This window comes from Streptomyces sp. SL06 (assembly GCF_058244745.1).
This window is the reverse complement of sequence record NZ_JBSYOT010000002.1, coordinates 6,007,060-6,018,754: the sequence shown is the minus strand read 5'-3', so window position 1 is coordinate 6,018,754 and position 11,695 is coordinate 6,007,060. Positions and strand designations below refer to the sequence as shown.

The window sequence follows — 11,695 nt, the reverse complement described above, 5'->3', positions numbered from 1 at the left end:
CTTCTACTTCTCCTCCGTGGCGCGGGCGTGGGTGAGGGCGGGTTCGTTGCCGCCGAGCAGCAGGTAGAGGACGGCCATGCGGATGGAGACGCCGTTGGTGACCTGCTCGACGGCGGTGCAGCGGTCGGAGTCGGCGACCTCGGCGGTGATCTCCATGCCGCGGACCATGGGCCCCGGGTGCATCACGATGGCGTGGTCGGGCATCTTCGCCATGCGGTCGCCGTCGAGGCCGTAGCGGCGGGAGTACTCGCGCTCGGTCGGGAAGAAGGCGGCGTTCATCCGCTCGCGCTGGACGCGCAGCAGCATCACCGCGTCGGACTTGGGGAGCGCCGAGTCGAGGTCGTAGGAGACCTCGCAGGGCCAGGTCTCGACGCCGACCGGGAGCAGGGTGGGCGGGGCGACGAGGGTGACCTCGGCGCCGAGGGTGTGCAGCAGGTCGACGTTGGAGCGGGCGACGCGGCTGTGCAGGATGTCGCCGACGAGCGTGATCCGGCGGCCGTCCAGGTCCTTGCCGAGCCCGGTGTCGCGGCCGACCAGGCGGCGGCGCATGGTGAAGGCGTCCAGGAGGGCCTGGGTGGGGTGCTGGTGGGTGCCGTCCCCCGCGTTGACGACGGCGGCGTCGATCCAGCCGGAGGTGGCCAGCCGGTACGGGGCGCCGGAGGCGCCGTGCCGGATGACGACGGCGTCGACGCCCATGGCTTCCAGGGTCTGGGCGGTGTCCTTGAGGGACTCGCCCTTGGAGACGCTGGAGCCCTTGGCGGTGAAGTTGATGACGTCCGCGGACAGGCGCTTCTCGGCGGCCTCGAAGGAGATCCGGGTCCGGGTGGAGTCCTCGAAGAAGAGGTTGACGACGGTACGGCCGCGCAGGGTCGGCAGTTTCTTGATCGGCCGGTCGGCGACCCGGGCCATCTCCTCGGCGGTGTCGAGGATCAGGACGGCGTCGTCGCGGGTGAGGTCGGCGGCCGAGATGAGATGACGCTGCATCTGTCAGGCTCCGTAGGGCGATTCATGCGGAAGAGCGGGATAATCCGGGCGGCCGGGCGCGCGAGGGCACGCCGAGCGGGCGCACGGCACGGGTGGGCGCGTGCGTGAGGTGCTAGGGGTGGGCGCCCGGGGTGGCCGGCTTGGCACCGAGCAGCACGGTGTCGCGACCGTCCTCCTCGGCGAGCAGGACCTTGACCGTCTCCCGCAGCGACGTCGGGAGGTTCTTGCCGACGTAGTCGGCGCGGATGGGCAGTTCGCGGTGGCCGCGGTCGACGAGTACCGCGAGCTGCACCGCGCGCGGGCGGCCGATGTCGTTCAGCGCGTCCAGGGCGGCGCGGATGGTGCGGCCGGAGAAGAGCACGTCGTCGACGAGGACGACCAGGCGGCCGTCGATGCCGTCACCGGGGATCTCGGTGCGGGCCAGGGCGCGCGGCGGGTGCATGCGCAGGTCGTCGCGGTACATGGTGATGTCGAGCGAGCCGACCGGGATCTTGCGCTCGGTGATCTGCTCCAGCTTGTCGGCGAGCCGCCGGGCGAGGAAGACGCCCCGGGTCGGGATGCCGAGGAGCACCACGTCGTCGGCGCCCTTGGCGCGTTCGACGATCTCGTGGGCGATGCGGGTCAGGACCCGCGCGATGTCGGGCCCTTCCAGAACGGGCCGTGCGTCGGGGGTCGGGTCGTGCGGGGCGCTCTGCCGGGTGCCCTGCCGTGTCTCCCGCTGGTTTTCCTGCTGCTTGTCCATAAGAAACGGACCTCCTTCTCCGCCTCACGGGACGGACGTTAAAGGACGTCGGATGTGCGTCGTCCACGGTATCAGCCGCACAGAACCGCTCCGGCGGCCCCCCGCACACGCCCCTGTCACCCTTGTGCCGCACGCACGTCACCCACTTGGAGCAATGGGCCGCGGATATCACGGAAGCGTCGGTGCGGACCATTCGGCTTGACGCAGGAGAGTAACGCTGCGTAACCTCACAGTGAGTCACCAGCCGCGCGGCACGCAACACAGCAGGCCGCGTCGACACCTTGTCCGGGGAGCCATATGTCCAGCGAATACGCCAAACAGCTCGGGGCCAAGCTCCGGGCCATCCGCACCCAGCAGGGCCTTTCCCTCCATGGTGTCGAGGAGAAGTCCCAGGGCCGCTGGAAGGCCGTCGTGGTCGGTTCGTACGAGCGCGGCGACCGTGCCGTGACCGTGCAGCGCCTCGCCGAGCTGGCGGACTTCTACGGCGTTCCGGTGCAGGAGCTGCTGCCGGGCACCACCCCGGGCGGAGCCGCCGAGCCGCCGCCGAAGCTGGTCCTGGACCTGGAGCGGCTGGCCACGGTGCCGGCCGAGAAGGCGGGCCCGCTCCAGCGCTACGCTGCCACGATCCAGTCGCAGCGCGGTGACTACAACGGCAAGGTGCTCTCGATCCGCCAGGACGACCTGCGCACGCTCGCCGTCATCTACGACCAGTCGCCCTCGGTCCTCACCGAGCAGCTGATCAGCTGGGGCGTCCTGGACGCGGACGCGCGCCGCGCGGTGGCGTCCCACGAGGAACTCTGAGCCCCGGCACCCCCAGCAGAAACGTGCCGCCCGGGGAACCCCCGGGAAGGCGCTCAGGAGTGGCACGGAGCATGCCGAAGGGCCCGCGGCGAGCAGTCGCCGCGGGCCCTTCGGCATGTCTGTCTCCGTCAGGCCTCTTCACGGCGCAGCGAGGGCTTCAGGTCCTTCAGCCGGCCGAGCAGTCCGTTGACGAACGCGGGCGAGTCGTCCGTGGAGAACTCCTTCGCCAGCTGCACCATCTCGTCCAGCACGACGGCGTCCGGGGTCGCGTCGGCCCAGATCAGCTCGTACGCGCCCAGGCGCAGGATGTTGCGGTCGACGACCGGCATGCGGTCGAGCGTCCAGCCGACGGAGTACTGGGCGATCAGCTCGTCGATGCGCTTGGCGTGCGCCGCGTAGCCCTCGACCAGCTCCATCGTGTACTCGCTCACCGGCGGCTGCCGGGTGTCGGACCGGGAGTGCCGGACCCAGTCGGCAAGCACCGTCAGGACGTTGGCGCCGCGCTGATCGCCCTCGAAGAGGATCTGGAAGGCGCGCTTGCGGGCCGTGTTGCGAGCAGCCACGGTTAGCTGTTCACCCGGCCGAGGTAGTCGCTGGAGCGGGTGTCGACCTTGATCTTCTCACCGGTGGTGATGAAGAGCGGGACGTTGATCTGGTGACCGGTCTCCAGCGTGGCGGGCTTGGTGCCGCCGGTGGAGCGGTCGCCCTGGACGCCCGGCTCGGTCTCCTGGATGGTCAGCTCGACGGCGGCGGGCAGCTCGACGAACAGCACCTCGCCCTCGTGCTGCGCGACGGTGGCCTCGAAGCCCTCGACGAGGAAGTTCGCGGCGTCGCCGACGACCTTGCGCTCGATGTGGAGCTGGTCGTAGGTCTCCATGTCCATGAAGACGAAGTAGTCGCCGTCCATGTACGAGAACTGCATGTCACGCTTGTCGACAGTGGCCGTCTCGACCTTGACGCCGGCGTTGAAGGTCTTGTCGACGACCTTGCCGGAAAGCACGTTCTTGAGCTTGGTGCGCACGAAGGCCGGGCCCTTGCCGGGCTTGACGTGCTGGAACTCGACGACGGACCAGAGCTGGCCGCCTTCGAGCTTGAGCACCAGGCCGTTCTTGAGGTCGTTCGTGGAAGCCACGGTTGCGGAATCTCCTGGACTGGACTGACGTGGACGACCCCGGGGCGTGCGCACGGCTCGGCTAGAGCGCGAGCAGCTCCTTGGTCGTGATGGTGAGTAGCTCGGGTCCGCCGTCCGCCTCGGGGCGCACGACGAGCGTGTCATCGATCCGGACCCCGCCCCGGCCCGGGAGGTGGACCCCCGGTTCGACGGTGACCGGCACACAAGCGTCCAGTTTACCCATGGCCGCGGGGGCCAACTGCGGGTCCTCGTCGTTTTCCAGTCCGACACCGTGACCGGTGAGCGCCGGAAGGTTCTCCGCGTACCCGGCGCTGTCCAGTGCCTGGCGGGTGGCGCGGTCCACATCGCGGCAGGCCGCGCCGGGTACGAGAGCCTCCCGGCCGGCCCGCTGGGCGGAGAAGACGAGGTCGTACAGCTCGACCTGCCAGTCGGCCGGCGAAGTGCCGATGACGAACGTACGGCCGATCTCGCAGCGGTAGCCGCGGTACGTCGCGCCCAGGCAGACGGAGAGGAAGTCGCCCTCCTCCACGCGCCGGTCGGTGGGCCGGTGGCCGCGGCGCCCCGAGTTCGGGCCCGTGCCGACGGAGGTGGCGAAGGCGGGGCCGTCGGCTCCGTGGTCGACCAGGCGGCGCTCCAGTTCCAGGGCGAGGTGCCGCTCGGTGCGGCCGACCAGGATGGACTCCAGGAGTTCGCCGAGCGCCTGGTCGGCGATCTCGGCGCCGATGCGCAGACAGGAGATCTCCTCCTCGTCCTTGACCACCCGGAACTGCTCGACCGCCTGGCCGAGGTCGGTCAGCCGCAGCCGGGGCGCCACCGAGCGCATGGCGCGGTGCCGGACCACGGTGAGGTGGTGGTCCTCCGTGGCGAGGGACTCGGCGCCCTGGGCCGCGGCGAGGCCGGTGGCCACGACGGCGGGGTCGCCGCCTGGTCCGGGCAGCGCGCGCACCGGCAGGGACTCGTCGGGTGCGGCCTCCGTGGGGCGCTCGCCCGGCGGCTCGGAGCAGACCAGCAGGTCCCCCGTCCTGCCGAGCAGCAGTACGGCGCCGTGCGGGGCCGCGCCCGCGAGATAGCGCACGTTGGCGGGCCGGGAGACGAGCGCCGCCGCGCTGCCGCCCGCGTTGCAGCGTTCTCGTAGGCGCGTCCGGCGGGCCGCGTACACCTCTGACATGAGCCGAGCGTATGAGCTGCGCCGCGGGTGCGCCGCTCGGGAGGGCCGAGTGGGCGGGGCCGGCGGATGCCGGGTGTGCGGCGGAGCCGCGGACCGACGGGGCCCCGCGCCCCTGCCTACCAGTTCGGGGGGCTCGCCATGGAACGGGCCAGGACCTCGTTGAGGAGCTGGGCCGTTTCCGGTACGCCGAGTTGGGAGTTGTCGATGATCGGGAGGCCCGAGCCGTACCAGCCGGCCATGCGGCCGTGGATGCGGGCGACCTCCTCGTCGGTGAGGCGCCGGTTGCCGCTGCGTTCGGCGTTGCGCTCCAGGACGATGTCGAGGCCGGGCAACAGGACGACCGGGAGCAGGCCGGGACCGACGTGCCGCTTCCAGCCGCCGAGGCCGACGACCGGGCGGTCCGGGAAGACGGCGTCGTCGAGTATGCAGGAGATGCCGTTGGCCAGGAAGTTGCGCGCGGAGAAGCCGCAGGTGCGGCGGGCCAGGCGGTACTGCGCCTCCGAGTGTTCGTTCCACCCGGTCTGGGGGTCGGCGAAGCCGGAGCGGACCCATTCGCGGACGTTGTCGAGGCTGATGTGCGCGGTGGGGACCCGGCGGTGGTCGGCCCAGTACTTGGCGACGCTGGTCTTTCCGGCGCCCGCGGGGCCGATGAGCAGCACCGCCAGGGTGGTCGTGGTGGGGTCGGGCGCGGCGGCGCTGGCCGGGGGCACGCTGGGCATGGCCACGGGGCCGCCGGGCGGCAGCGGCACCTGGCCGGTGGTCTCCGGGGCGGGCGGACCCGGGACCGGCCGGTGCGGGGCCGGGGCCTGCTGCGGGGCCACGGGGTGCGGGGCCCGTACGGGGTAGCCCGGGGCCGGAGGCGGTGGCACGGGGCCTGACCCCTGGTGCGGACCCGGGTGGTGTGCGGCCGGGGACCAGCCGACGGCCGGTCCGTGCCCCGGCTGATGGGGCGGCGGCAGCGGAGAACCCACTGCGTGCTGCATCCGGTGCCACTCCGTCTCGTACAGGCGATGGGCGCTGACGGCGGGACGGGTGTCCGCCCGCTTTCCCCCCACAGACTAAAGGGCGTCGGGGGACCCCCACCCGAACGGTACCGCCCCCGGCCGTCCTTTGGTGAACGGTCGGGGGCGGCACCGGGTGCCCGTCGCGCACGGCGAATCGGGCGGAAGTCGCACCGGGGTACTACTCGCCCACCTCGCCGTAGGCGGCGAGGAGCACGGCCGGGTCGGGGCCCTCCAGCACGGTGGGCCTGGCGAGGCCGTCCAGGACGATGAAGCGCAGCAGGTCGCCGCGGGACTTCTTGTCGACCTTCATGTTCTCGACCAGCTTGGGCCACTGGTCGTGCCGGTAGTGCAGCGGCAGCCCGACGGCTTCGAGGATGCTGCGGTGGCGGTCGGCGGTGGCCTCGTCCAGGCGGCCGGCCAGGCGGCCCAGTTCGGCGGCGAAGTGCATGCCGACGGAGACCGCGGCGCCGTGGCGCCACTTGTAGCGCTCGTTCTTCTCGATGGCGTGGCCGAGGGTGTGCCCGTAGTTGAGGATCTCCCGCAGGCCCTCCTCCTTCAGGTCGGAGGAGACGACCTTGGCCTTGACCTCGATGGAGCGCGTGATCAGCTCGGCGGTGTGCGGTCCGGCCGGGGTGCGCGCGGCCTCGGGGTCGGACTCGATCAGGTCGAGGATGGCGGGGTCGGCGATGAAGCCGGCCTTGATGACCTCGGCCAGTCCGGAGACGTAGTCGTTGACCGGGAGGGAGTCCAGGGCGGCCAGGTCGCACAGAACGCCGGCGGGCGGGTGGAAGGAGCCGACGAGGTTCTTGCCCTCGGCAGTGTTGATGCCGGTCTTGCCGCCGACGGCCGCGTCCACCATGGCCAGCACGGTGGTGGGCACCGCGATCCAGCGCACCCCGCGCAGCCAGGTCGCGGCCACGAAGCCGGCCAGGTCGGTGCTGGCACCGCCGCCGACCCCGACGATGACATCGGTGCGGGTGAACCCGGACTGGCCCAGCGCCTTCCAGCAGTACGCGGCCACCTCGGCGGTCTTGGCCTCCTCCGCGTTGGGCACCTGGACGGCGATCGCCTCGTAGCCCTGCCCGGCGAGGTCGGCGCGCAGCGCGTCGCCGGTCTCGGCGAGCGCCTCGGGGTGGATCACCGCGACCCGCTTGGCCCTGGCGCCGATCAGATTGCCCAGCTCGCCGAGGAGTTGCCGGCCCACCAGGACCTCGTAGGGCTCGGACCCCGCGGTGCCGCCGACCTGGATCCGGGTGACTGCCTCGCTCATGCTTCCTTCAACTCCAGTGCGTCCAGGACGGCTTGGGTGACTTCTTCGGGCGTACGGCCGTCGGTGGCGACGACGACCGTGGCGACCTCCTCGTACAGGTGGCGGCGGGCCTCCATCAGCTCGCGCCACTGCTTGCGCGGGTTGACCGCCAGCAGTGGACGCGCCGTGTTCAGGCCGGTGCGCCTGACCGCCTCCTCGACGTCCATGGAGAGGTAGACGACCCGCTGCCCGGCGAGCAGGCCGCGGGTGTCCGCGTCCAGGATCGCGCCGCCGCCGAGGGCGAGTACGCCGTCGTGCTCGGCGAGGGCCTGTCGCACGGCCTGCTTCTCCAGCGCCCGGAAGGCCGATTCGCCCTCGTCGACGAAGATGTCGGCGATGGCGCGTCCGTGTCCGGCGACGATGTCCTCGTCCGTGTCCCGGTGGCCGACGCCGAGCCGCTCGGACAGCAGTTGTCCGACGGTGGACTTGCCGGCGCCCATCGGGCCGACGAGGACGATCAGCGGGGCCGCGGTCACCGGATGGCCAGGTGGTCGAGGTAGGAGGTGACGTTGCGGCGGGTCTCGGCCACGCTGTCGCCGCCGAACTTCTCCGCGACGGCGTCCGCGAGCACGAGGGCCACCATGGCCTCGGCGACGATTCCGGCGGCCGGGACGGCGGACACGTCGGAGCGCTGGTGGTGAGCCTGGGTGGCCTCGCCGGTGGCCACGTCCACGGTCCGCAGGGCGCGCGGCACGGTCGCGATCGGCTTCATGGCCGCGCGCACCCGCAGCAGCTCGCCGGTGGTGAGGCCGCCCTCGGTGCCGCCGGAGCGGCCGGAGACGCGGCGGATGCCGTCGGACGTGCTCACGATCTCGTCGTGCGCCCGGGAGCCGGGCACGCGGGCCAGTTCGAAGCCGTCGCCGATCTCGACGCCCTTGATCGCCTGGATGCCCATGAGCGCGCCGGCGAGCCGCGCGTCGAGCTTGCGGTCCCAGTGGACGTGCGAGCCGAGGCCCACCGGCACGCCGTAGGCGAGGATCTCGACGACGCCGCCGAGGGTGTCGCCGTCCTTGTGGGCCTGGTCGATCTCGGCCACCATCGCCTTCGACGCGTCGGCGTCCAGGCAGCGCACGGGGTCGGCGTCCAGCTTCTCGACATCGGCCGGCGTCGGGTACACGCCGTGGGGCGCCTTCGCGGCGGCCAGCTCGACGACATGGCTGACGATCTCGACGCCGGTGGTCTCCTTCAGGTACGACCGGGCCACGGCGCCCAGCGCCACGCGGGCCGCCGTCTCCCGCGCGGAGGCCCGCTCCAGGATCGGCCGGGCCTCGTCGAAGCCGTACTTCTGCATGCCCGCGAGGTCCGCGTGACCGGGCCGCGGCCGGGTCAGCGGGGCGTTGCGCGCGAGACCGGCCAGCACCTCCGGGTCCACCGGGTCGGCGGCCATGACCTGCTCCCACTTCGGCCACTCGGTGTTGCCGACCATGACGGCGACCGGGGATCCCAGGGTCAGACCGTGCCGGACGCCGCCGAGGAAGGTGACCTCGTCGCGCTCGAACTTCATCCGCGCACCGCGACCGTAGCCGAGCCGCCGCCTCGCCAGATGGTCCGCCACCATGTCCGTGGTGATCGGCACGCCGGCGGGCAGACCCTCCAGCGTCGCGACCAGTGCGGGGCCGTGGGACTCCCCCGCGGTCAGCCAGCGCAACCTGCTCAACGGTGCTCCTCAGTGCTCGCGCCCCGGTATGTCCGCGCACGCGTCTGCTGTGCGTACGGCGACGGCCCGACCGGGTGCGCGGCCCCGGTCCGCCGCCTTCGATCCTCCCACGTCCGGCCGCCGGACCCGGTCGCCGGTCCACTTGACGGACGGGGGCAGGGGCCTAACGGTCCGCGAGGGCGCGCTCTCCCGCTTGGCGCATGGCGGCGAGCGGGGCCGGGGAGCGGCCCGTCATCCGCTCCACCTGGAGCACCGCCTGGTGCAGCAGCAGGTCGAGGCCGCTGACGACGGCACCGCCGTGGGCCGACCAGCGGGCCGCGAGCGTGGTGGGCCAGGGGTCGTAGAGCACGTCGAAGAGGGTGGTCGGCGTCTCGGGGACGGCTGCGGCGAGGGCATCGGTGGTACCGGCGGGGGTGGTGGCCACGACCAGCGGGAAGCGCAGGGCCGCCGCGGCGTCCGCCCAGTCCGCGATCCGCACGTCGGCGTCCAGGCGTTCGGCCCAGCCCCGCATCTCGGCGGCGCGTGCCTCGCTGCGCACGTGGACGACGATCTCACCGGTGCAGATCCGGGCCAGCGCGGCCAGCGCGGAGGAGGCGGTGGCACCGGCGCCGAGGACCGCCGCCGTCTCGACCTTCTCGATGCCGTGCTCGCGCAGGGCGGCGACCATGCCGGGGATGTCGGTGTTGTCCCCGGTCTTGCGGCCGTCCTCGGTGAAGACCACGGTGTTCACCGCGTCCACGGCCTCGGCGGTCTCGCTGATCCCGTCGAGCAGCGGGATGACCGCCCGCTTGAGCGGCATGGTCAGCGACAGCCCCGCCCACTCGGGGCCCAGCTTCTCGACGAAGCCCGGCAAGGCCGCCTCGTCGACGTCGAAGCGGTCGTACGTCCAGTCCGCAAGACCCAGCTCGGCGTAGGCCGTGCGGTGCAGCACCGGGGAGAGGGAGTGGGCGATCGGCGAGCCGAGAACGGCGGCTCGCCGACGCTCAGTTGCCGGAGCTGGCATCGAACTTTTCCTTCAGCTTCAGGAACTCGTCGTGCGTCTTGGCGAACTCGGTCTTGCTCAGCCCGTCGGTGGCCACGAAGTAGATCCAGCCGTCCTTCGTGGGGTTCAGCGCCGCTTGCAGGGCCTCTTCGCCGGGGTTGCCGATGGGGCCGGGCGGCAGGCCCCGGTTGGTGTAGGTGTTGTACGGGTCCATGTTGCTGTTGATCTCGGACTCGCTGATGTTGATGTTGCTCTGGCCCTTGAGGTAGTTGAAGGTCGAGTCGAACTGGAGCTTCTGGTTCGTCTCGGTGTTGGTGGTCTTGAGCCGGTTGTAGATGACCTCGGACATCTTGCGGAAGTCGTCGTGCGTCTTGCCCTCCGCCTGGAGCAGGCTCGCCACGGTGAGCAGCTCCCACGGCCCTTCGAGGCCGAGGCCCTTCGCCTTCTCCTGGAGTCCGACCTTCTCGTAGCGCTCATTGGCACGTGCCACCATCTGTTTCAGCACGTCCTCGGGCTTTTGGCCCTTGGCCGCCGAGTAGCTGGAGGGGAAGAGGAAGCCTTCCAGGGGGTCCTTCACGTTCTTGTGGTTCAGCGCCCAGTCGGGCAGCCCGAGGCTCTTCCACTCGCTCTTGGCCACCTTGGCCGTGGTGCCCTCGGCCACCTCCAGGCGCTTGTCGATGAGGGTGTAGACATCGGCGTTGCGCTTGCCCTCGGCGATGATCAGGTTGCTGCGGCTCTTGGGGCTGAGCAGGAGTTCGACCGCGCTCTTGGCCGACATCTCCTTCTGCAGCGTGTAGACGCCGTCCTGGATGCTCTTGCCCCCGGGGTTGCCCTGCTGGGCGGCGATGAAGGCGTCGACGCTCTTGACCACGCCCTGCCGCTTGAGTTCCTGGCCGATCGTCGAGCCGCCCGCGCCCTTGGGGATGGTGACGGTGACCGCCTCGCCGTTGCCACCGCCCGCGTAGTCCGGGGCCGAGCCGAAACGATCCTGGTAGAACTGATAGCCGAAATAGGTGACTCCCGCGACACCGCCGCCCAGCACCACGCAGACCACCAGGCAGGCGCATCCGCTGCGGCGCTTCTTGGGCTTGCCGCCCCGGCCCCTGCGGTCGTCGCGGCCGTCGTCCGGCGTGTCGTCCTCGTCGGCGGAGTCCCCGCCCGCGAAGAAGGCGTGCTCGCCCTCGTCCGGGCCGGGATCCCAGTCGGTGCGCTGCGGCTCGGGCTCGGCGCGCCGACGGGCCGGCGGTTCCGGCGGCGGGTACGCCTGCGGGGTGCCGTAGTGGTCGGGCTGTTCCGCGCCGTAGGAGGCGTCCTGCTGCCCGTAGGGGTCCGACGGATCACCGGGGTACTGCGCGTGGGGATGCGCGCCGCTCCCCCAGCCGCCGTCGTCCGGGCCCTGCTGGGGCTGCCCCTGGGGCGCGTACTCCTGGCTGTACTGCCTGCTGTACAGCTGCTGGTCGTACTGCTGCGGGTGGTACTCCTGCTGGTTGTACTGGTGGTCGTACGACTGCCCGTCGTACGACTGCTGCTGACCGTACTGCTGCTGGGGGTACTGCTGACCGTACTCGTCGTACTGCGGCTCGGGGAGCTGCCTGCCGTACTGGTCGTACTGCGGCTGCCCGCCGTACGCGGACTGACCGCCGTCGCCCCAGTCTCCGTACTGCTGCTGCGCCTGCTGCTCCGGATACTGCTGTGGCTGGCCGCCGTAGGGGGACTGCTGACCCGCATGGGCCTGCTGTCCGCCCCATCCGCCGTCCCCGTACAACGGGTCCTCGGGATGCCACGGTTCGGAGCCTGGGCCCCGGCCATACTCGGTCATCGATCCCCTAGAGCCGCGAGGCGACGGCGAGCGCGGCCTGTGCTGGGGGGCCTGCTCTCGTTCCGCCTCTTGCTGTGCGGTGGCTGTTCGAATGCCT

At 71.6% G+C, this 11,695-nt stretch carries 12 protein-coding genes; 1 reads left to right on the top strand and 11 read right to left on the bottom strand.

Translation table 11 applies throughout. The features are described 5' to 3' along the window. Positions 1 to 3 precede the first annotated feature (3 nt). Together AC4IHM_RS27645 and pyrR are read right to left on the bottom strand one after the other, a co-directional pair. Entirely contained in the window at positions 4 to 984 is a 981-nt protein-coding gene (locus AC4IHM_RS27645) for an aspartate carbamoyltransferase catalytic subunit (RefSeq protein ID WP_490869684.1), read from the bottom strand. Positions 985 to 1,096: 112 nt separating this feature from the next. After that, positions 1,097 to 1,726 (bottom strand): bifunctional pyr operon transcriptional regulator/uracil phosphoribosyltransferase PyrR, encoded by a 630-nt coding sequence (gene pyrR, locus AC4IHM_RS27640; protein WP_490869683.1) that lies wholly within the window; start codon positions 1,724 to 1,726, stop codon positions 1,097 to 1,099. Positions 1,727 to 2,023: 297 nt separating this feature from the next. On the opposite strand from pyrR, the gene bldD reads away from it, so the two are divergent. After that, on the top strand, positions 2,024 to 2,527 hold the full coding sequence (gene bldD, locus AC4IHM_RS27635; protein ID WP_007447547.1) for a transcriptional regulator BldD: 504 nt from the start codon (positions 2,024 to 2,026) through the stop codon (positions 2,525 to 2,527). A gap of 128 nt (positions 2,528 to 2,655) precedes the next feature. Here the strand turns inward: bldD and nusB are convergent, their stop codons facing one another. The 9 genes from nusB to mltG form a co-directional block, all read right to left on the bottom strand. Beyond that, positions 2,656 to 3,090, bottom strand: coding sequence for a transcription antitermination factor NusB (nusB, locus tag AC4IHM_RS27630; protein ID WP_490869682.1), 435 nt, complete (start codon positions 3,088 to 3,090; stop codon positions 2,656 to 2,658). Between the two features lie 2 nt (positions 3,091 to 3,092). Beyond that, on the bottom strand, positions 3,093 to 3,659 hold the full coding sequence (gene efp / locus AC4IHM_RS27625) for an elongation factor P (RefSeq protein ID WP_490869681.1): 567 nt from the start codon (positions 3,657 to 3,659) through the stop codon (positions 3,093 to 3,095). A gap of 61 nt (positions 3,660 to 3,720) precedes the next feature. Then, on the bottom strand, positions 3,721 to 4,827 hold the full coding sequence (locus AC4IHM_RS27620; RefSeq protein ID WP_490869680.1) for an aminopeptidase P family protein: 1,107 nt from the start codon (positions 4,825 to 4,827) through the stop codon (positions 3,721 to 3,723). Positions 4,828 to 4,943: 116 nt separating this feature from the next. Continuing rightward, entirely contained in the window at positions 4,944 to 5,810 is an 867-nt protein-coding gene (locus AC4IHM_RS27615) for a Pro-rich N-terminal domain-containing protein (RefSeq protein WP_490869679.1), read from the bottom strand. Between the two features lie 199 nt (positions 5,811 to 6,009). Then, positions 6,010 to 7,101: a 3-dehydroquinate synthase gene (gene aroB / locus AC4IHM_RS27610; protein ID WP_490869678.1), complete on the bottom strand. Its 1,092-nt coding sequence runs from the start codon at positions 7,099 to 7,101 to the stop codon at positions 6,010 to 6,012. Continuing rightward, positions 7,098 to 7,580, bottom strand: coding sequence for a shikimate kinase (locus AC4IHM_RS27605; protein WP_490870959.1), 483 nt, complete (start codon positions 7,578 to 7,580; stop codon positions 7,098 to 7,100). The genes aroB and AC4IHM_RS27605 overlap by 4 nt, the downstream gene beginning before the upstream one ends. Positions 7,581 to 7,612: 32 nt before the next feature. After that, the gene (gene aroC, locus AC4IHM_RS27600; RefSeq protein ID WP_490869677.1) at positions 7,613 to 8,797 is read right to left on the bottom strand and encodes a chorismate synthase; all 1,185 of its coding nucleotides are present in this window, start codon (positions 8,795 to 8,797) and stop codon (positions 7,613 to 7,615) included. A gap of 163 nt (positions 8,798 to 8,960) precedes the next feature. After that, complete coding sequence (locus AC4IHM_RS27595; RefSeq protein ID WP_490869676.1) at positions 8,961 to 9,800, bottom strand: shikimate dehydrogenase; 840 nt, start codon at positions 9,798 to 9,800, stop codon at positions 8,961 to 8,963. Further along, positions 9,781 to 11,598 carry an endolytic transglycosylase MltG gene (gene mltG / locus AC4IHM_RS27590; protein WP_490869675.1) on the bottom strand — a complete coding sequence of 606 codons (1,818 nt, stop codon included), beginning with the start codon at positions 11,596 to 11,598 and terminating at the stop codon, positions 9,781 to 9,783. Before mltG ends, AC4IHM_RS27595 begins: the two co-directional genes overlap by 20 nt. Between the last annotated feature and the right edge of the window lie 97 nt (positions 11,599 to 11,695).

Bases quoted from the DNA above. Each gene is read 5' to 3' on its own strand.
- AC4IHM_RS27595 (WP_490869676.1), bottom strand. From the start codon at position 9,800: ATGCCAGCTCCGGCAACTGAGCGTCGGCGAGCCGCCGTTCTCGGCTCG.
- AC4IHM_RS27605 (WP_490870959.1), bottom strand. From the start codon at position 7,580: ATGGGCGCCGGCAAGTCCACCGTCGGACAACTGCTGTCCGAGCGGCTC.
- AC4IHM_RS27645 (WP_490869684.1), bottom strand. From the start codon at position 984: ATGCAGCGTCATCTCATCTCGGCCGCCGACCTCACCCGCGACGACGCC.
- AC4IHM_RS27615 (WP_490869679.1), bottom strand. From the start codon at position 5,810: ATGCAGCACGCAGTGGGTTCTCCGCTGCCGCCGCCCCATCAGCCGGGG.
- mltG (WP_490869675.1), bottom strand. From the start codon at position 11,598: ATGACCGAGTATGGCCGGGGCCCAGGCTCCGAACCGTGGCATCCCGAG.
- pyrR (WP_490869683.1), bottom strand. From the start codon at position 1,726: ATGGACAAGCAGCAGGAAAACCAGCGGGAGACACGGCAGGGCACCCGG.
- aroB (WP_490869678.1), bottom strand. From the start codon at position 7,101: ATGAGCGAGGCAGTCACCCGGATCCAGGTCGGCGGCACCGCGGGGTCC.
- AC4IHM_RS27620 (WP_490869680.1), bottom strand. From the start codon at position 4,827: ATGTCAGAGGTGTACGCGGCCCGCCGGACGCGCCTACGAGAACGCTGC.
- bldD (WP_007447547.1), top strand. From the start codon at position 2,024: ATGTCCAGCGAATACGCCAAACAGCTCGGGGCCAAGCTCCGGGCCATC.